Source organism: Streptomyces sp. WMMC940 (genome assembly GCF_027460265.1).
Lineage (GTDB): Bacteria > Actinomycetota > Actinomycetes > Streptomycetales > Streptomycetaceae > Streptomyces.
The window spans coordinates 992630-1011618 of sequence record NZ_JAPZBC010000001.1; the positions used below are offsets into that span (position 1 = coordinate 992630).

Genomic DNA, 18989 nt, shown 5'->3' on the forward strand with positions numbered 1-18989 from the left:
CGAGTGGTGCCGCTCCCGCGCGAGCCGACGGACGGGCATCGCGAGTGTGATCCGCGGGGCGGCCGGAGGCACAAGGCCGCAGGGGCCGGCCCCGGATCACCGGCCCGAGGGCACGCCTGCCCCGGCCGTGTTCCCCTCCCTCACCGGACTGCGCGCCCCTCACTCGCCTGAGCCCACGCCCGGCCGCAGTTCGGGGTGTTCCTCCGCCAGCCGGCCCGGTGCCGCCTGTCTCCAGGAGTCGACGAGAATGTCACGCAGTTCGGCCAGGTCCTCCAGCGCGCCGAGCCGCACCCGGACCCAGGACGAACTCGCCTCGTGCCGTGGTACCCAGAACTTCTCCGGCTCCGCGGCGATCAGTTCGGTCCGCTCGTGCTTCGGGCAGCGCACGGCGAACGACGTCTGATCGTCGGGAATCGTGATGTACATCTTCCCGGCCACGCGGAACGTGGGCATGCTCCATGCCTCCTTCTCCACCGTTTCCGGGAGCGACAGAGCGATACGGCGAATGTCCTCGGCCTCGATCATGTGCCCACCGTAACCAGCGCCGCTGACACACCCCCGCGCTCGGACGGCGCCGGTGCCGACGCCGACAATGGACCTGCGGCCTCGGGCACGGCGGAGACCGTCCGGCACCGGCGCCGCGGGCCTGGTGCAAGATCTCCGCTCACACGGGGAAGGCTCTTGCTGTGGACGGGTTCGAGCAGAGCGGGGAGACGCCGGTGTCCGCGGGTACCTGTCTGTTGACCGTCGTGAGCCCGCGCAGGGACGAGGGCAACAGCCCGACCGGGATCGTCGGCCGGTGCCTGGCCCGGCAACTGCTCGCCATGGGGCGGCATGTGCGGGTGGTGGCCGAGCCGGACCAGTGCGGTGGCTGGCCCGACACGGTCGAGGTCGTGGAAGGGACCATCACCCGGCCGCTGGAGTGTGCCCGGGCCTTCGACGGTGTCGAGGCCGTGTTCCTCGCCGGTGCCCATCCGTCCACGGTCCGGGACGCACTCGCGCTGGCCCGAAACGCCCGCACCGGCAGAGTCGTTCTCCTGTCGTCCCACGGGCCCGAGTACGAAGCGGCCCATCCCCCGGAGACCTGGTTCTGGCTGGCGATCGAGAAGGCTGTGGAGCACTCGGGCATCGCCTGGACGCACATCCGGCCGTCGGCCGTGATGGGTGCCGTCGTCGAGGGCACCTACCCGGCAACGGGGTCGGACTGGCCCGACACCGTCCGCGCCGACGGGACGGTCCGGGAGGCCTTCCTCGACCAGGGCCACTACCCCTTCATCCACGAGGAGGACCTCGCCGCCGTCGTGGCCGCAGCCCTGATCGGCAATGACCACACCGGGACGGTCGTGGAGGCTGTGGGCCCACCGCTGAGCACGCGTTCACGGATCCGGAGCATCGCGACCGCTCTCGGCCGCGACATCGACACGGTCGACCTCGCGGCGGACGAGAGTCGGGCGATCTGGCGACGCCGTGGCTGGCCGGACGGTGCGATCGACGTGACGCTGTACGCACTCGAGGAGTACGGTGCCCGCCTCGCCGAACTCGTTCAGTGGACCGTCGCCCAGCGGCCGTCCGTGCAGGACATCATCGGCCGCCCGCCGCGCACCTACGACGACTGGGTGCGCGAGAACATCGACGCGTTTCGCTGACCTCAGTGCGCGGAGCACGGTTCCCCGCTCGGCGACCGCCGCAGCCGGGAGATCGCGGACGATGTGGTGAGCGGCACGATTCGAGCGCGGCGCGAGCGCCCGCGTGGGTGCCGGTGTAGCAGTGGCCGCCGATACGGCGCAAGATGGAAGGTGCCCTGACAGGCCGGCCGAAGGCGCCGACGGGCCGTTTCGCAGCCGCAGGACCGTCCCCGCTGCCGTGGGGCCCGGGTCGGCCGGGCCTCGACAGGACCGTGCGGCGTGCATCCGGGACGGACCGGCTGCTCGCCCTTCCGGCATCCGGCATCCGGCATCCGGCATCCGAGCCGGAGGATTCCACCCTCAGGAGGTCCGATGGTGGAGGAAGAGTCGCGACTGCGCGAACTCGCAGCCCGCGTACGTACCGCCGACGTGGTCGACGCGATGGGACGTGCCCATCGGCATCGGTGCCATCTGATCGACCTGCACAGCCCCACGCCGGACCGCCTGCTCTTCGGCCCTGCGGTGACGATCTCCTACATGCCGTCCTGCCGGAAAGCCCTTCCACCCGAACGGTACAATTTCTCCGCGCTCTTCCAGGAGGCAGTCCGCGACGGCGGCCGGGGAAGAGTGCTGGTCCTGGCGAGCAACGGCTACCCGGACGCATCCCTCGGCGGTGGGGGCAAGCTCTCCCAACTCACCGTCCACGGACTCGCCGGAGTCCTGACGGACGGCCGCCTGCGTGACTTCCGGCAGCTTTCGGAGTTCGGATTCGCCGTCTACTGCGGAGGGGAGTCCGTGCGGTGGGGCGGGGACACGATAACGCCGTTCGAGGCCAACCGGCCCGCACTGGTGTCGGGTGTGGCGGTGCGTCCCGGTGACTACGTGTTCGCCGACTCGTCCGGGGCCGCGGTCATACCCGCCGTGGAGGTCCTGCAGATCCTCGAGGAAGCCGACCGCGTGGTGAGGGACGAAGCACGCTTCGCCGAAGAGGTTCGCCAGGAAGGCGGTTCAGCACACGAGCCCGAGGAATAGTTCGCCGGCGGCCAGCTGCCGGGGCCACCGGAACCGGACACCGCTCACCGCGGTCCGTGCCGATGCGGAGGCGTACCGCACGGACCCCGAGAGGACACCGCGCACCGGACGGATCCGGGCGCTGCGGCTCCGCACGGCGGATCGTCGTGGACGGAGACCACGGCCGTCACGGACTCCCCCGGGCACCGGGTCCGGATCGCGTGTGCGCCCGAAGGCCGGAGACCACCGCACAACAGGCGCCCGCCAGAGAGAGGTCCCGTCATGCAAGCCATCGCCGTCCGAGACCGTGACGCCGGCCTCGGTGGGCTCTCCCTGACGGAGATGCCGTATCCGCACGCCGCCGAGAACGACGTCGTCGTGCGCGTGCACGCCGCGGGGTTCACCACCGGTGAGCTGGACTGGCCGGGAACGTGGTCCGACCGTGCCGGCCGCGACCGGACCCCGAGTGTCCCCGGGCACGAGCTGTCGGGTGTCGTCGCCGAGCTCGGCTACGGGACCACCGGTCTCACCGTCGGTCAGAGGGTGTTCGGGCTCGCGGACTGGACCCGCGACGGCTCACTGGCCGAGTACACCGCCGTGGAGGCCCGCAACCTCGCTCCGCTCCCGGCGGACGTCGACCACACCCTGGCCGCCGCACTGCCGATCTCGGGGCTGACCGCGTGGCAGGGCCTGTTCGACCACGGCCGGCTCACGACGGGCCAGACGGTGCTCGTCCACGGCGCGGCAGGCGGTGTCGGGTCGATCGCGGTCCAACTCGCGCGCGAGGTGGGAGCGCGGGTGATCGGCACCGGCCGGTCCACCGGCAGGGACACGGCACTCGGTCTCGGTGCGGACGTGTTCCTGGACCTGGAGGCCGATCGGCTCGAAGACGCCGGCGAGGTGGACGTGGTGTTCGACGCGATCGGCGGCGAGGTCCTCGACCGCTCGGCAGCGCTGGTGCGCCCCGGTGGCACGCTCGTCGCCATCTCGATGCCGCCCGCGGTCAGGCCCAGGGACGGGCGGGCCGTCTTCTTCGTCGTCGAACCCGATCGCGCACAGCTCACGGCCCTGGCCCAGCGGCTGCGGGACGGACGGCTCACGTTGCTCGTGGGGGCCGTGCAGCCACTCGCCGAGGCACCCGCCGCACTGACCTCCGGGCGGCGCGTCCCCGGCCGAACGATCATCCGGGTGGCCGAGGGCTGAGTCGCCGCCCCGGAGGCCGCACCGTGCCGCACCGCACCCGAACGCCCCCCGCAGGCGGAGCACCGCGCCGCGCTCGACGAACGCCGCACGAAGGGACGAACGCCGCACAGAGGGCGTCGACGCCGCACAGGGGACCGCCGGTCCGGGGCCGCGCACCAGGAGGCCGGTCGACGCCGACGCGACGCCGGGCCGCCTCCCTGCTCCGGACGACGTCAGGCGGCCTCCTCGCTCCGGTTCCGGTCGCGGTACGTCTCGAGGATGCGCAGCCACACCTCGCTGATGGTCGGGAACGCCGGGACCGCGTGCCAGAGCCGCTCGACGGGGGCCTCACTGGTGATCAGAACGGTCGCCGAGTACAGCAGTTCCTGCACTCCCGGTCCGACGAAGGTGACGCCGACGACGGTGCCGCGGTCGCGGTCGATCAGCACGCGGGCCCTCCCCCGGTAGCCTTCGGCGTACTGGACCGCTCCCGCGACCCGGCCGATGTCGTAGTCCACGACGTCGACCCGGCGGCCCGTGCGTTCGGCCTCCATCGTGGTCAGACCCACGTCGGCGACGTCCGGGTCGGTGAAGACGACTTGGGGCACGGCGTCGCTGTCGGCGGTCGAGGCGTGCGCGCCCCACCGCCCGTCATCGAGCGGTTCCCCCTTGGCGCGGGCGCCGATCACGGCACCTGCGATCCGTGCCTGGTACTTCCCCTGATGCGTCATCAGGGCTCGGTGGTTGACGTCGCCGACCGCGTACAGCCAGCCGTCGGCGACTCCCGTCACGCGGTACGTGTCGTCCACGTCCAGCCAGTCCCCTGGGGTGAGGCCGACCGTTTCCAGGCCCAGATCGGCCGTGTGCGGCGCCCGGCCCGTCGCGAACAGGATCTCGTCCGCGACCAAGGGCTCGCCCTGCGACAGTGTGACCAGTACGGGGCCGTCCGCCCCGTCCTGCCGTACGACATCCGTCACCTTGGTACCGAAACGCAGGTCCACACCGGCGTCCCGGAGGGCGTGGGCCACCATCTCCCCGGCGAACGGCTCCATCCGACCGAGCAGTGCGTCACCCCTGACCAGCACGGTCACCCGGGATCCGAGAGCCTGCCATGCCGTGGCCATCTCGACGGCGACCACGCCGCCTCCGACCACGGCGAGCCGGTCCGGCACATGCCGGGCGGCCGTCGCCTCGCGGTTGGTCCACGGACGGACCGCGCCGAGTCCCGGCAGATCCGGGAAGGCGGTGACGGTACCGGTGCACACCGCGACGGCGTGCCGGGCGGTCAGACGGACCGTGTCACCTTCCGGCGTCACGACGACCACCTGTCGAGGCCCGTCCAGACGCCCGTGGCCCCGCACCAGGTCCACCGACACCGAGTCCAGCCATTCGACTTGGTCGTCGTCCGTCCAGTGGACGCACATCTTGTCGCGGTGGGCGAAGACCGCGGGAACGTCCAACGGCCCCTCGACCGCTCGTCTCAGCCCCGGTATCCGGCGTGCGTCGGTGCGTGCCACGACCGGCCGCAGCAGCGCCTTACTGGGTTCGCACGCCCAGAACGAACACTCCCCGCCGAGCAACTCGTTCTCCACGATCACCGAGTTGAGCCCGGCGGAGCTCGTTCGCTCGGCCACGTTCTCTCCCGCGGGGCCCGCTCCGAGGACCACGACGTCGTAGGCGCGCGAGGTGTCGCTCATTGCCACTCCAGCTTGTCCACCGGCCTCGAGCGAGGACGACGGTCGCTCGCTCCGTGGCCCCCGTCCGTTCCGACCCGCCGGTGAACGTGCGCACATGCCGTGGCCGCTCCGCGTCAGACGCGGGCCACCCACCGTCGCCGACCCACCCACTCACCGACGGGACGGAACACATCAGCGCCTCGCGAAGCACCACGCCCGCTCATGCGTCCCACCGGGCCGGCGCGGGTGTTGTCGCGCAGCACTCCTCCATCTTCCTCCAGTGGCAGTGGCGTCGCCTGGTGAGTCCCGGCCGGACGGGGAGTCGCGCTGCCCGGACGGCCTCGAAGCACTCCCGCCCCGGAGCGGTCAGACCCCGGAGCGGCGGCGTCCGGAACGGACCGAGTCGTGGGGCCTGCGCCGTTCGCCCGCGAGTGCGAGTGCCAGTGCGCGGACGGGGAGGCGGAGGAGGAGAGGTCTCCCTCGGCCCGAACGACCTTGCCGCCCGGAATCGGGCGCGAGCCCCGTCTGCGGGACATCTGGGAGACCAGGAAGGGACCTCGTCCTCGAACACGATCCTCAGAGAGTGCTCCCCTGGCGGCCAGCAGTAGTCGGGCAACGACTCATCGGCAACGCCGTCGATCCTCAGCGTCCAGTCGGTCCAGTCGGTGACGATGAAGTGCTGTCCGGTACCGGTGGCGATCCGGATGCCCACGACCTCCTCTCCCGCGAGAACCACCTCGGCCAGCCGGGTCACCCGTGTCCCGGCGAGGGAATCACCGAATCCCGTCCTCACGCTCGCCACCTCCTCCCGCCAGGGGCCCGCGGCTGACCCGGATCTTCGACTGGCCGTGGGGGCGCTTCTCCCAGTCGTCCATGAAGCGGGCCTGCAGGCCGTGTCCGCGCGCCAGGGCGAGGAGCGTTTCGGTGCGGTAGTAGAAGTCCTCGCGCAGCACCTGGTGTTCCGCTCCCTCGGTGCGGTCGAAGGTGAAGTCGAAGAACCCGGTGTCCGTCAGCACTCGGCCGACGTGCGCCAGGCATTCCTCGATGACCTCCAGCGGCGAGTGGGAGAAGACGCTGTGCGCGTGGACGACGTCGAAGTGGTCGCTGGGCAGGAAGTCCAGGGTGAGGTCGCCGACGAGGGTCAGATGGGGAAGCTTGTCCTGGAGCCGGCGCTCGGTCAGGGTCTTCTTGGCGGCGATCAGGATGTCGGGCGAGATGTCGATGCCGTAGTAGTTGCCGGTGCCGAGATGCTCGATGAAGCGCCAGCCGGCGCGAAGGTTGCCGCAGCCGATGTCGAGCATCCGGTGTTCGGGGCGCAGCCCGTGCTCGAGCAGGTAGTCGAACTGCATCTGCCCGAGCGCGAGCCAGCGCTCGTGGCTCTGGCTGCCGACCGCGGCCTCGGGGTTGCGGCGGGTGTCCGAGGCCATCACGGCCCGGTAGTAGCCGACGTGGTCGGGATGTTTGAGGCGCAGCCAGAGGTCCCGTACGGCGCGGCGGAGGTACGGGATGACGCGGCCGGGGTGGCGCAGGGCGTATTCGGCCTTGTGGGCGAGGGCGGCGCGGTTGTTGCGCAGCTTCTTCGGTGACGTGGCGTCGGCGGGCATGGTGGAGGGACCTCCGTGCAAAGGCGCCGTTCGGGGGTGCGGTGGGGGATGGCGGATGCCCTGCGCACCGGCACAACGGTACGCCGGTCGGACGCCGCCGGGTGGGACCTGCGGCGCGTACGTCAGGGTCCGCGCCGCGGCCGGCGCCCTCAGCGCAGCGGGTCGTCCCGCGCCGCAGCGCCGCGGTGGGCGTGGATCAGCGCGGTCACCGTGTCGGCGGTGCGGTCGAGATGGCTGCGGCCGTCGGGCACCCGGGCCGTCGGGCTGAGGTAGCCGCGCGGCCCGACGTGCGTGGCGGGATCGAGCCGATGCACGGTGATCTTCCCGGCACGGCGGGCCCGGTTCCATCCGCTGTCGCGCAACAGTCGCCAGCGCTGGGGGAACATCAGGGTGCCGACGCGTTCGATGCGGTCGCTCGCACTGGTCAGCCGATGCAGGTGCACGGCGCGGGTGAGGTCGTTGGCTCCGTTGTGGAACCCTCCGAGCGTGATCAGCAGGAGGGGGGCGCGAAGCCCGGTGTGCAGCCCCTCGACCGCGCCCGTGGCGACCTGAGCGCCGCCGCTGTAGCTGAGCAGCACCACGGGGACGCCGCTGCCGGGCCGGTAGCCGGCGAGCCGGAGCTGAGTGGCGATCTGGGCGCCGATGGCCCGGTTGTAGAGGGGCCGGTAGCGGTGGTCGGCGGCGACGAAGATCTGCATGACGTTGTGCAGGAACAGCAGTACCCCGATGCGCCGGCGCAGCCACGACCACACCGGGCGCTCGGCGAGCGGGTCGGCCGGCGGCGAGTAGGGCTGCACCTGCCCCAGGACCCGCAGCCCCGGAGCTCTGGTGATCAGGGCCTCGACCAGCCGGCCGCCGTCCCGGCTGTCGCGGACGCGGCGTTTGCCGATGCCGTCGAGGTAGACCAGGTAGGCGTCCGGAGGGCTGTCGGGGGCAGCGCCGCGGGCGTGGGGCACGCCCTCCGGGAGTTCGGTGACGGGGGCCCGCCAGCGCGCGCCGTAGGCCATCACCTCGTAGCGGGCCAGCAGGGCTTCGGCGAGCAGAACGGGGCCGATCGCGAGGACCCGGAGCAGGAGGACGTTCATGCGGTCGCCTCCGGCGCCTCGGTCGCGCTGATCCTCACGACCAGTCGTCGCACGGCCTCCACGGCGATACCGAGCCCGGCACCGGCGACGGCGACGCAGCCGGCGGCGCTCCACCAGCCCAGCCCGGTCGCCGTGGCGAGCGGGCCCGCCAGACCGGCCCCGACCCCCGCGAAGAGCAGCAGGTGGAGCAGGGGGCCGAGCAGGGGGAACGCCAGGACGGGCGATCCTCGTGGCGGCCACGAGGAAGAGGAGGGAGGTCGCCTGCATCAGACCGCTCAGCCCCGTCGGGCCGAGCACGATCCCGGCCACGATCCCGATGACCGGGCTCGGGAGAGGAACGCGGGCATGAGGGCGAGGAGCAACGGAACGGCCGCGGGCACCGTGCGAGCGACGACCGGGTCGTCGTCCGACATGGCGGCTCCGGTCCTCGCCCGCACCGGGCGAGGGCGCGTCGGCCGCGCATGCGGCGAAAGGCCCCCGCGCAGGGGTCAGTGCACGAGTTCCGCCACGGCCGCTGCCTCCAGTCGGGCCTCCTCGCACGTGGCGCAGTCGTCGAGCGCCGCGAGGTACCGCTCGGCGTCCAGCGCCGCCGCGCAGCCCGTCCCGGCGGCGGTGACGGCCTGCCGGTACTCGTGGTCGACGACGTCACCGCAGGCGAACACACCGTCCAGGTTGGTACGGGTGGTCCGGCCCTCGACGTCGATGTGACCGGCGTGGTCCAGGGAGACCTGGCCCTTGACGAGCTCGACCCGCGGATCGAGCCCGATGGCGACGAAGACACCGGTCACCGGAAGGTCGCTCTCCTTGCGGCTGTTGACGTCACGCACCCGGACACCCGTGACCTTCTCCTCCCCCAGTACGTCGACCACTTCCCGCTCCAGCAGAAAACCTATCCTGTCGTTGCGGCGCGCCCGTTCCTGCATGATCTTCGAGGCGCGCAGCCTGTCACGGCGGTGCACCACGGTGACCGAACGGGCGAACTTCGTCAGGAACGTGGCCTCTTCCATGGCGGAGTCACCACCGCCCACGACCACGACGTCCTGGTCCCGGTAGAAGAAGCCGTCGCAGGTGGCGCACCAGCTCACTCCGCGGCCGGACAGCCGCTTCTCGTTGGTCAGCCCCAACTCGCGGTAGTGGGAGCCGGTGGCGAGGACGACCGATCTGGCGCGGTGGGTCCTCCCGGCACTGTCGACGACCTCCTTCACCCCGCTCTCCAGGCGGGCCTCCACGATGTCGTCGGGGATCAACTCGGCGCCGAACCGCTCCGCTTGGGCTCTCATCCTGCCCATCAGGTCGGGTCCCAGAACCGGATCGGGGAACCCCGGGTAGTTCTCCACGTCGGTGGTGTTCATCAACGCACCGCCGGCGGCGACCGACCCCTCGAACACGACCGGGCGCAGCAGGGCACGAGCCGCGTAGAGAGCGGCTGTGTATCCGGCCGGACCGGAACCGATGATGATCACTTCGCGTACCGCGTCACTCACGTCGATCACCTACCGAGCTCGGGAGAGGCAGGAGACCGGCCCGGCCATCACCCTCCACGCCGCCTGTCCGGCGGCGCCACGGCGGCGAACGGCCTCCGCCGTCACCGGAAAGCGCACCGCACACGACCGACGCCGACAGGGGTACCGGAGACCCGGTCCTGCCTCGGACGCCTCCACCATGCACACGCGGCGGGCGGCGCCGCATCCCGGTCGTCGTGCGGACGCCGGGCGCTCGACGGAATCGACGGCACGGGCCGTGGGTCAGGGACGGAGGGGAGTCGAGCCGGTGCGTCCGGTCAGTCGCGGCAGGTGCACCCCGCGGAGCAGCCGCAGGCGTCGGTCGCACCCACCGGTTCTCCGTGCGTCACCACCGCGCTGAGCCCGGCGGGGGCGCAGCAGCCGTCGCCGCGCCATGCCTCCAGGCCCTCCTTGACCGCGACGGCCGCGATCACCAGGGCGGCGACGGGGTCGGCCCACGACCAGCCGAGCGTCGCGTTGGCGACGAGTCCCACCAGCAGCACGGCCGAGAGACAGGTACACAGCAGGGTCTGCTTGGAGTCCGCGACCGCCGAGGCCGAGCCGAGCTCCCGGCCGGCCCTGCGCTGGGCCAGGGACAGGAACGGCATGACGGCCAGGGACAGGGCCGCGAGCACGATGCCGGGGATCGATGTCGCGGCCACATCGCCACCGGCCAGCGCCCGCACGGCGTCCACCGTGACGAACGCGGCGAGTGCGAAGAACGACACGGCGATGATCCGCAGCGCCCTCCTCTCCCGTGAGTCCCGTACGTCGTGTTCCCGTGCGGAGAACTGCCAGGCGACGGCTGCCGCCGAGGAGACCTCGACGACGGAGTCCAGGCCGAAGCCGACGAGCGCGGACGACGAGGCGAGCGCCCCCGCGGTGAGCGCGACGACCGCCTCGATCACGTTGTAGGCGATGGTGGTCGACACCAGCAGCCGTACCCTTCGCGCCAGGGCGTCCCGGCGCTCGGGCGCCGGGCCGGGCAGGATCTGCGCGGCCATCAGCAGCAACTCTTGTCCGCGGTGTCCGGGCAGGTGCTGTCCGCCGCGACCGCCACGACGGCCCGGCGCAGATCGTCCAGCGCGTGCCCGAGACGCGGGTCGGCCAGTTCGTAGCGCGTACGGCGGCCCTCGGGCACCGCCACGACCAGACCGCAGTCGCGCAGGCACGCCAGATGGTTCGACAGACGGGTACGGGAGACGCCGATCGCGTCCGCCAGGTCGGACGGATAGGCGGGGGCCTCGCGCAGTGCGAGGAGCAGCCGGCTGCGGATCGGGTCGGCGAGCGCGCGGCCGAAGCGCGCCAGCACCTCGATGTCGGTCACGAGATTCAGCACGCCATTGATAGTACACAAACTCCTGAATTCAGCAATCCATGAACAACGGAGGAAGGGAGGTCCACGGTCACGGTCACGGTCGGGGGTGCGGGTGCGGGTGCGGGTGCGGGTGATCATGGCGTGTCCGGGCCGGTGGGAGTCCGGGTCCGTGCCACGGTGACGGCATCGGCGACGCGAGGCTCGCCCGCCCTGCGCGAATCGGAGGATCCATCGTGAAGACCCTGGCCCCGGCTGTGTCAGCCGCTCTGACGGCCGCCGTCCTGTGGGGAGCCGCCCTCCCCGCGCAGGCGGCTGACGCCCCGCCGCCCGCCCCGCCGGAAAGGGAGGCCCCCGGGCGGCCCTACTACCCGAACGTCGACCGGATCGTGTGTGAGATCAACAAGGAACGCGCGGCCCGGGGCCTGCCCGGTCTGCGCGTCTCCGACCGGGCGAGCGAGGTGGGACGTTCGCACGCCGAGGACATGGCGGCCATGGGGCGGCTCACCTCGGTGGGCAGCGACGGCCGCGACCTGCGGACCCGGATGTCCGACGCGGGCCTGTACTCCGGCCTGATCTCCGAGTCCATGGCGTACGGCTACACCCACGACGGGTACTTCGCGGACAGAGCGACGGACCCGGACCCCGGGAACGCGGCGTACAAGGTCCTGATGAACCGCGACGTCGTGGCCATCGGCATCGGATACGACCGCCGCTACTGGGACGTGAACCTCCTCGGCGCACATCGCAAGCTGGTGACCAGGACTCCCGCCGGATGCGGGGTCAACACGACCGTGCCGAGGTCACTGCCTGCACCGGCCGCCTCCGAGTCGGCCGGATCGTGGAGCGGCCCGGTGCTCGCGCGAGGCGCTCGGTAGCGCGCCGAAGAGCCCCTCTCCCGGCACGGCCCCGGCACCCGCCGAGTCCGGCGCGAGTCGCCGCCCGCGCTCAGGCCGGAGGCAGCCGTGCCGGGCGTCGTCCGGCCGCCCGGAGCACGGGCGAGGCTCGCGTCGACGCTCCAGGGACGCCGGCCGTGTGCGCGCGTTCGGGCGACGCCCGCCCGTTCGAGGCGCCTCCTCCCGGCTCGGTCAACCGGGCCTCTCCCGAGCCGCGTTCCTGGCGGCCGTGTGCAGAGCCCTCAGCGCGAGCACCAGGACGCCGATGTCGTCGACGTACACCGGGTCCGGCAGCAGGTCGACGGGCGGGACGGTGTAGAGCACGGCAGCCCAGAACAGGGCCCTGCCCCTGACCGGCACTCCGGCGTCGACGAGCGCCCTGCGGGCCCTGACGACGCGCAGCAGCAGCCACCCCGCGCCGATGGCCGTGGCGAGGATGATCGCGCCGAGGACCCACCAGAGGGCGCTGCCGTCCATGACGTTCCTTCTACCCCGGTCGGCGGCGGCGAGTCGGCCACGGATCCGAACGGCCCTCCGGTCGGACGGCGGCGGGTCGTGAGCACCGGCCCCGTCCGGGGGGCTCGCACCCGGCGAGCGGCCGGTGCGCCGGCGGGGCGATGCCGAGCCACGACCGGGGGCGGAGCGTCGTGCGGCAGAGCCGTGGAGCGCAACATGCCCAGGCCCGGCAGCCTCCATGGCACGGCACGGGGCCCGTCCATCCGTGACTCCCGCCGATGTTGCCGTTCACCGGCAATCTTTACGTATCCTTGACGCCCGGGGCCGGCTCCGGGCCGGCCTCACGCCGGCCCGGCACCCGGAACCGGGCGGCGCGGTAAGGCGCCGGGCAACGCCGGAAGCCGGGGAACAGGAGAGCGCATGACGGATCGGACGGCGCCCGAGCACTACGTGGCGGGGTACGACGAGATCCTGATCGCGGCCTGCGCCACGGGACGCAGACTCAGCCGGGACGAGCTCGAATCGCTCCGGCTCCAGGGCGAGCGCGCCGCCGAGGCGGGCATCGGCCTGCGGGCACTGGTACGGGTCCTGCTCGGCGCCGCGCGAACGGTGCGCGCGACGCTCGCGCCCGACGCGGCCGACCATCTCCTCGCCGCCGTCGAACAGGCGGTCGACGCCTTCGGGGAGGGCCACGAGCGCGCGCAGCGGCTCGCCGTTCGCCAGGAGGAGGCGGCGCGGCGCGAGTTCATCGACGATCTGCTCTACGGGCGCAGCGACCTGGGACGTCTGGCTGAGCGCGCCGAGCGCTTCGGGCTGCTCCTCTCCCACGCGCACGCCGTCGCCGCCGCGCAGGGCGCGGAACCGTTCGGCGACGGCTCGCCGGCGACCCGGCAGATCGAGTCCGCGCTGCTGGCCCGCTTCGGCGACCGCCGGATCCTGCTCACCACCAAGGACGGCCGGCTGATCTGCATCGCCCCGGGGGACCAGTCGGACGTGCTCGCCTTCTTCGCCAAACAGGCCTACGCGGCCGCGGAGGGCGGGCGCGTGGCCATCGGACGCGCCCATCCGGGCGCGGGCGGAGTCGTCCACTCGTACGAGGAGGCGCTGAACGCCCTGGACCTGGCGGAGCGCATGAGCCTGGAGGATCCCGTGCTCCGGGCCGCGGACCTGCTGGTGTATCCCGTGCTCACCCGCGACCGGCAGGCCATGACCGACCTGGTGGAGAGCGTCCTCGGTCCGCTGCGGGACGCCCGCGGCGGCGCCAGGCCGCTGATCGGGACGCTCGCGGCCTACTTCGACAGCGGCTGCGTCGCGGCCGAGGCGGCGCGCCGCCTGTCGCTCAGCGTGCGGGCCATGACCTACCGGCTCGACCGCATCCGCAAGCTGACTGGCGCAGATCCGGCGGACCCCGTGCACCGCTACACGCTCCAGACGGCCGTCATCGGCGCGCGTTTCCTCGACTGGCCCGAGCGGGAGTCGTGAGCCGCCGCGGAATGCGGCGCGTCACCGGCCGGGTCAGGACCTCGGTTCCGGTCCGGGCGGTCCGGTCGAGCGGGTCGATCCGCCGGCGGGTGGACTCGCCGTATACGGCATGAACACGCAGCCCGAAAGCTCCGGGGTGCGGATTTTGCCGCCCCTTTCCCCGGCCGTCACTGCCCGAACACGGCAACCTCCTCGGGCGGAACTCTGCCGGGAGCGGGCATCGAATGCGCTCCGGGGCGGTATCCGGCGTGCTCAGGGCCTCCCCGTGACGGGTCCGAGGCCGCACGGCGCTTCCTTTCCGCAGGTCAACGCCTGAGTGTCGGGACTCAGCGAGCACGCACAGCCAGCCGTCATGGACGTTCGGTGAACGGGGACGCGCTTCCGGATAACGGTCTCGTCACGCTCGCAGGCAATTCCCGCAGTTACTCGCCGTTATGTGATTCCGATCACCCAGCGATCCGTAAAAAGCGTGTTAGAACTGCGCAACTCCGCAGAAGGCCTCGTGCCGTGACGCGGGGCGCGCCGGTCCCGCCGGCGCGGCACGACCAGGGCGATCAGGTTCGAGTCCGCGAACCGACGCGCCCCGGGTCGCCGAACGGACAACGGCGTTCGCTCCAAGACCGCACACCCTCCGGCGCAGCCTCGCCTGCGCCGGTCCTGCGCCATGAGGTAGCCACTGTGTCACTCGACTCCATGACCGAATCCGTCGACAAGGCAGTCAGCGGATTCTTCGAGCCCATCGCCAGCTGGCTCGGAGAAGTCGTCTTCTACTCCGTGCCCGTCGCCGGGACGGAACTCCCCCTCATCGTCGCCTGGCTCGTCGTCGCCGGCCTCGTCTTCTCCGCCTGGTTCGGGCTGGTCCAGATACGCAAGTTCCGCCTCGCCGTCGACGTGGTGCGCGGGAAGTACGACGAGAAGGGGTCGACCGGTGAGGTCAACCACTTCCAGGCCCTGACCGCGGCCGTCTCCGGCACCGTCGGCCTCGGCAACATCGCGGGTGTGGCGGTCGCCGTCTCCATCGGTGGCCCCGGCGCCACCTTCTGGATGATCCTCTGCGGTCTGCTGGGCATGGCCACGAAGTTCGTCGAGGTCACCCTCGGTGTGAAGTACCGCGAGGTCCACGCGGACGGCACCGTCTCCGGCGGCCCGATGCACTACCTCCCCAAGGGTCTGGCCGACCGCTTCGGCAAGAACGGCAAGACCCTCGGCAAGGTGCTCGCCGTCCTGGCCTCCTTCATGGTCCTGTTCTTCGGCCTCTTCGGCGGCAACCTCTTCCAGGTCAACCAGAGCTACGCGCAGCTCGTCTCCGTCGCCGGCGGCGAGAACGGCGCTCTCGGCTCCTCCGCGGGCGCGCTGTTCTTCGGCATCCTCATCGCCGCGCTCGTCGGCATCGTGCTGCTCGGCGGCATCCGCTCCATCGCCAACGTCACCAGCAAGCTGGTGCCGTCCATGGCGGCCATCTACATCGCCGCCTGCCTGGTCGTCATCCTCGTGAACGTCACGGCCGTGCCGGACGCGGTCGTCACGATCGTCGAGGGCGCCTTCAACCCCGAGGGCGTCGCCGGCGGTGTCCTCGGCGCGCTGATCATCGGCTTCAAGCGGGCTGCCTTCTCCAACGAGGCCGGTCTCGGTTCCGCCCCGATCGCGCACTCCGCGGTGAAGACCAAGCACCCCGCGAGCGAGGGCCTGGTCGCCCTGCTGGAGCCGTTCATCGACACCGTCATCATCTGCACCATGACGGCCCTCACCATCGTGATCGCCAACCCGGCGAGCTGGGCCGAGGCGCGTGCGGGCGAGTCGATCGGCGGCGTCACCATCACCTCGGACGCCTTCGGCACGGTGCTGCCCTGGTTCCCGTACATCCTCACCATCGCGGTGCTGCTGTTCGCCGTCTCGACGGTGCTGACGTGGGGCTACTACTGCCTGAAGGCATGGACGCACCTCTTCGGCCGCAGCAAGGCCAGCGAGATCACCTTCAAGGTGCTCTACACGCTGTTCGCCGTCGCGGGCTCGCTGCTCACCCTGCAGACCCTGATCGACATGGCCGACGCGGTCCTCTTCATGCTGGCGGTCATCAACATCATCGGTCTCTACCTGCTCGCCCCGATCGTCAAGCGGGAGCTGAACACCTTCCTGGAGTTCGTCCGGGCCCGCAAGGCCGGTGAGAAGGACGACTCCGGCGACGACAAGGAGCCGGTGAAGACCACCGTCTGACCGCCCTCGCGGTCCGGCTCTCGAAGGGGCCGTATGCGCCCGCGCCTTGCGCATGCGGCCCCTTCATCCACGTTCCCGCAGGTGGGGTGCTGTCTGGTGGCAGCGCCCGCCTTCTGGTTAGGGTGTTAAGAACGCGTCAACGCGACGCGAGGTGTGCCGGGAAGTCTGGTCGGCGGCAAAGGGCGCAGTGTGCCCGCAACAACGACGGCCCGGAGGCCCTCCTCATGTCAGACGCTCCGCGTCAGCGCACCACCTTCCTCGGCCTGCTGCCGCTGCCCGAGCGCAACGCCGTGGCCCAGGCGCTGCGTACGGAGACAGTCGGCGGACTCGTCCTGCTCGCCGCGGCGGTCGTGGCGCTGGTGTGGGCGAACAGCCCGTGGAGCGGCGTCTACGAGGCGATACGCGACTTCCACTTCGGCGTCCCCGCCCTCGGCCTCGACCTCTCCGTCGGCCACTGGACCGCCGACGGTCTCCTCGCCGTCTTCTTCCTGGTCGCCGGGATCGAGCTCAAGCGAGAGCTCGTCGTCGGCGAACTCCGCAACCCCGCCACCGCCGCCCTGCCGGTCATCGCGGCGGTCTGCGGGATGGTCGTGCCCGCCGCGCTCTACATCGCCGTCGCCATGCCCGCGGGGGGCTCACCGGGCGGCTGGGCCGTACCGATGGCCACCGACATCGCCTTCGCGCTCGCGGTCCTGGCCGTCCTCAGTACCCATCTGCCCGCCGCTCTCCGCGCGTTCCTGCTCACCCTCGCCGTCGTCGACGACCTCGGCGCGATCCTGATCATCGCGGTGTTCTTCACCAGCGACCTGAACTTCGCGGCGCTCGGCGGCGCCTTCGCCGGGCTGGCCCTCTTCTACGCCCTCCAGCGCCTGCGGGTCAGGGGCTGGTGGTGGTACGTGCCCCTCGGCGTCGCCATCTGGGCGCTGATGTACAACGGCGGGGTCCACGCCACGGTCGCGGGCGTCGCCATGGGCCTGATCCTGCGCACCACCCGCGACAAGGGCGAGGACGCGTCCCCCGCCGAGCGCACCTCGCATCTGCTCCACCCGGTCTCGGCAGGCGTGGCGGTGCCGCTGTTCGCCCTGTTCGCCGCGGGTGTCGGCATCTCCGGAGCGGCCCTCAGCGAGGTCTTCACCCGTCCCGAACCGCTCGGGGTCGTCCTCGGACTCGTCGTCGGCAAGACGGTCGGCATCTTCGCCGGCACCTATCTCGCCGCTCGTTACACCCGCGCCCGGCTCAACCCGGATCTCGAGTGGGCGGACGTCTTCTCCCTCGCGGTCCTGGCGGGCATCGGCTTCACCGTCGCCCTCCTCATCGGGGAGCTCGCCTTCCCCGACCCGTCCCGGGCCGAGCAGATCAAGGCGGCGGTCCTGGTCGGATCGCTGATCGCGGCGGGCCTCGCCGCCCTGCTGATCAAACGCCGCAACGCCGTCTACCGCCGCCTCTACGAGGAGGAGACGCGCGACGACGACGCGGACGGCATCCCCGACATCTACCAGCGGGCGGACTCGGCACCCGCAGCACCCGACACCACCCGGTGACGGAGCCCGGCCCCGCACTCGATGTTGTGTTCGATCAATGAGCACGTCGGGGAGCGGCAGGGTGACGGAACACGACGTCCTCTCGGAAGTCGACGGCCAAGCGTGCCTTCCGTGTCCGTCCGCCATGGGTGACGACCACCAGCCGGCAGGCCGGTGCCTCACAGGAGTGGCAGACGAAGCACTTCCTGCGTCTGCCCGCCGTTGGTTGCGTCGACACCGGCCGGGCCCGCTCGCTGTATCACGCGGCCGGTGTGTGACATCCCGCCGCCCAGCCCGGAGGGCGGGCATCGGCTCCGCGCCACACGGACCTGCCCCCGGCGGCCGGCGGCGCACACCCGGAGGGAGGACCTTCGTTCCTACGGCGGCCCCGGGGGGAGCCGCTTCTCGAACCAGTGGTGGGCGTAGGGCTCGTCGTTGAAGGGCGGGACCTCGGTGTAACCGCTGTCGCGGTAGAGACGCGTCGCCGCCACCAGGGCCCTGTTGGTGTCGAGCCGCACCAGATCGCTGCCGTGCCGGGCCGCGCGTTCCTCGAGTTCGGACAGCAGGCGCCGGGCCAGGCCGAGTCCTCGGGCGCCGGGACGGACCCACAGCCGCTTGATCTCGGCGGGTGCTCCGGCCGGCAGCTTGAGCCCGGCGCAGCCCACCGGCTCGCCGTGCAACCGGGCCACGAGGAACAGTCCGCGCGGCGCGCGCAGTTCGCCCGGGTCGGGCAGCAGGCTGTTCGCGGGGTCGAAGCCGCCGTCGAAGATCTCCCCCAGTTCTGCGGCGTAGGACCGCAGGCAGTGCGCGGCGTCCGGGTGGTCGGGGTCGAGCACGGACAAGGTGACCGTCGAAGCGGTCAGCAGTCGCTCGACCTCCGCCATGGCCGAGGTCAGCCGGTCCCGCTGCCGGGCGTTGAGCGGGGCGAGGAGCGATACGGCGAGGGCGTCGCTGCGGCCGTCGAGAAGGGCGCGCTCCTGCCGCCCGGCCTCGGTCAGCCGCACGGTGCGTACCCGCCGGTCGTGGGGGTGGGGCTCGACGGCGACGAGGCCGTCCCGTTCGAGCGCGCGCAGCAGCCGGCTCACATAGCCGGAGTCGAGGCCGAGCCGGTCCCGTACGCCGCGGACGTCGTGCGTGTCGCCGTCGCCGATCTGCCAGAGCAGTCGCGCCTGCCCGTACGGGCGTGCGCCGCCCAGATAGTGGTCGTGCAGCACTCCCACTCGCTCGGCGACCGTCCGGTTGAAGCGTCGCACCTGCTCCACCTGCATCTCCGTCATCCTCTGACCTTAGTCAGAGAAAAGCGACCCGAGCAAGCCGGCCGGCCCGGGGAGCCCGGCGTGGCGGTACCTCGGCGCGAGCGGCACGGGCCCCGCTCGCCGGCCGGCACTCAGGACCGGAGGCGTGTCCACGAGGACATGGAT

The 18989-nt window shown here is 71.9% G+C and carries 16 protein-coding genes and 1 pseudogene; 8 read left to right on the forward strand and 9 right to left on the reverse strand.

The features are described 5' to 3' along the window. Positions 1–159: 159 nt before the first annotated feature. Positions 160–525, reverse strand: a complete 366-nt coding sequence (locus O7595_RS04475) for an MmcQ/YjbR family DNA-binding protein (protein WP_269727419.1) — start codon at positions 523–525, stop codon at positions 160–162. Positions 526–686: 161 nt separating this feature from the next. Here O7595_RS04475 and O7595_RS04480 point away from each other — a divergent pair, with 161 nt between their 5' ends. The 3 genes from O7595_RS04480 (at position 687) to O7595_RS04490 (ending at position 3839) form a co-directional block, all read left to right on the forward strand. Continuing rightward, complete coding sequence (locus tag O7595_RS04480; protein WP_269727420.1) at positions 687–1646, forward strand: SDR family oxidoreductase; 960 nt, start codon at positions 687–689, stop codon at positions 1644–1646. Positions 1647–1997: 351 nt separating this feature from the next. Next, entirely contained in the window at positions 1998–2657 is a 660-nt protein-coding gene (locus tag O7595_RS04485) for an RraA family protein (protein WP_269727421.1), read from the forward strand. 261 nt (positions 2658–2918) lie between these two features. Then, a complete protein-coding gene (locus O7595_RS04490; protein WP_269727422.1) occupies positions 2919–3839 on the forward strand; it encodes an NADP-dependent oxidoreductase in 921 nt (306 codons plus the stop codon). 212 nt (positions 3840–4051) lie between these two features. Here the strand turns inward: O7595_RS04490 and O7595_RS04495 are convergent, their stop codons facing one another. The 6 genes from O7595_RS04495 to O7595_RS04520 all read right to left on the reverse strand — a co-directional run bounded on the left by O7595_RS04495 (position 4052) and on the right by O7595_RS04520 (position 11024). After that, the gene (locus O7595_RS04495; protein WP_269727423.1) at positions 4052–5515 is read right to left on the reverse strand and encodes a dihydrolipoyl dehydrogenase family protein; all 1464 of its coding nucleotides are present in this window, start codon (positions 5513–5515) and stop codon (positions 4052–4054) included. A 752-nt stretch (positions 5516–6267) separates the two neighbouring features. Beyond that, positions 6268–7098, reverse strand: a complete 831-nt coding sequence (locus O7595_RS04500; RefSeq protein ID WP_269727424.1) for a class I SAM-dependent methyltransferase — start codon at positions 7096–7098, stop codon at positions 6268–6270. A gap of 149 nt (positions 7099–7247) precedes the next feature. Continuing rightward, positions 7248–8183, reverse strand: a complete 936-nt coding sequence (locus O7595_RS04505) for a hypothetical protein (protein WP_269727425.1) — start codon at positions 8181–8183, stop codon at positions 7248–7250. Between the two features lie 488 nt (positions 8184–8671). Next, positions 8672–9667, reverse strand: coding sequence for a thioredoxin-disulfide reductase (gene trxB / locus O7595_RS04510; protein WP_269727426.1), 996 nt, complete (start codon positions 9665–9667; stop codon positions 8672–8674). 296 nt (positions 9668–9963) lie between these two features. Further along, positions 9964–10689 carry a cation transporter gene (locus O7595_RS04515; RefSeq protein WP_269727427.1) on the reverse strand — a complete coding sequence of 242 codons (726 nt, stop codon included), beginning with the start codon at positions 10687–10689 and terminating at the stop codon, positions 9964–9966. Continuing rightward, entirely contained in the window at positions 10689–11024 is a 336-nt protein-coding gene (locus O7595_RS04520; protein ID WP_269727428.1) for an ArsR/SmtB family transcription factor, read from the reverse strand. The genes O7595_RS04515 and O7595_RS04520 overlap by 1 nt, the downstream gene beginning before the upstream one ends. A 212-nt stretch (positions 11025–11236) precedes the next feature. Here O7595_RS04520 and O7595_RS04525 point away from each other — a divergent pair, with 212 nt between their 5' ends. Beyond that, positions 11237–11878, forward strand: coding sequence for a CAP domain-containing protein (locus O7595_RS04525; protein WP_269727429.1), 642 nt, complete (start codon positions 11237–11239; stop codon positions 11876–11878). Between the two features lie 210 nt (positions 11879–12088). Here O7595_RS04525 and O7595_RS04530 read toward each other — a convergent pair whose 3' ends face one another. Then, positions 12089–12373: a YkvA family protein gene (locus O7595_RS04530; RefSeq protein WP_269727430.1), complete on the reverse strand. Its 285-nt coding sequence runs from the start codon at positions 12371–12373 to the stop codon at positions 12089–12091. A gap of 399 nt (positions 12374–12772) precedes the next feature. Here O7595_RS04530 and O7595_RS04535 point away from each other — a divergent pair, with 399 nt between their 5' ends. The 4 genes and pseudogenes from O7595_RS04535 to O7595_RS04550 form a co-directional block, all read left to right on the forward strand. Continuing rightward, positions 12773–13834, forward strand: a complete 1062-nt coding sequence (locus O7595_RS04535; RefSeq protein WP_269727431.1) for a PucR family transcriptional regulator — start codon at positions 12773–12775, stop codon at positions 13832–13834. Positions 13835–14512: 678 nt separating this feature from the next. Continuing rightward, entirely contained in the window at positions 14513–16048 is a 1536-nt protein-coding gene (locus O7595_RS04540) for an alanine/glycine:cation symporter family protein (RefSeq protein WP_269727432.1), read from the forward strand. A gap of 224 nt (positions 16049–16272) precedes the next feature. Next, positions 16273–17589, forward strand: coding sequence for a Na+/H+ antiporter NhaA (gene nhaA / locus O7595_RS04545; protein ID WP_269727433.1), 1317 nt, complete (start codon positions 16273–16275; stop codon positions 17587–17589). 86 nt (positions 17590–17675) lie between these two features. Next, positions 17676–17846 (forward strand): annotated as a pseudogene (locus O7595_RS04550) (MepB family protein); the annotation flags it as partial. 99 nt (positions 17847–17945) lie between these two features. Here the strand turns inward: O7595_RS04550 and O7595_RS04555 are convergent. Then, the gene (locus O7595_RS04555) at positions 17946–18845 is read right to left on the reverse strand and encodes a bifunctional helix-turn-helix transcriptional regulator/GNAT family N-acetyltransferase (RefSeq protein ID WP_269727434.1); all 900 of its coding nucleotides are present in this window, start codon (positions 18843–18845) and stop codon (positions 17946–17948) included. Positions 18846–18989 lie beyond the last annotated feature (144 nt).

Coding starts and splice junctions, on each gene's coding strand:
- O7595_RS04475 (WP_269727419.1), bottom strand. CDS start 525: ATGATCGAGGCCGAGGACATTCGCCGTATCGCTCTGTCGCTCCCGGAA.
- O7595_RS04490 (WP_269727422.1), top strand. CDS start 2,919: ATGCAAGCCATCGCCGTCCGAGACCGTGACGCCGGCCTCGGTGGGCTC.
- O7595_RS04530 (WP_269727430.1), bottom strand. CDS start 12,373: ATGGACGGCAGCGCCCTCTGGTGGGTCCTCGGCGCGATCATCCTCGCC.
- O7595_RS04515 (WP_269727427.1), bottom strand. CDS start 10,689: ATGGCCGCGCAGATCCTGCCCGGCCCGGCGCCCGAGCGCCGGGACGCC.
- O7595_RS04555 (WP_269727434.1), bottom strand. CDS start 18,845: ATGACGGAGATGCAGGTGGAGCAGGTGCGACGCTTCAACCGGACGGTC.
- nhaA (WP_269727433.1), top strand. CDS start 16,273: ATGTCAGACGCTCCGCGTCAGCGCACCACCTTCCTCGGCCTGCTGCCG.
- O7595_RS04505 (WP_269727425.1), bottom strand. CDS start 8,183: ATGAACGTCCTCCTGCTCCGGGTCCTCGCGATCGGCCCCGTTCTGCTC.
- O7595_RS04500 (WP_269727424.1), bottom strand. CDS start 7,098: ATGCCCGCCGACGCCACGTCACCGAAGAAGCTGCGCAACAACCGCGCC.
- O7595_RS04535 (WP_269727431.1), top strand. CDS start 12,773: ATGACGGATCGGACGGCGCCCGAGCACTACGTGGCGGGGTACGACGAG.
- O7595_RS04485 (WP_269727421.1), top strand. CDS start 1,998: ATGGTGGAGGAAGAGTCGCGACTGCGCGAACTCGCAGCCCGCGTACGT.
- O7595_RS04495 (WP_269727423.1), bottom strand. CDS start 5,515: ATGAGCGACACCTCGCGCGCCTACGACGTCGTGGTCCTCGGAGCGGGC.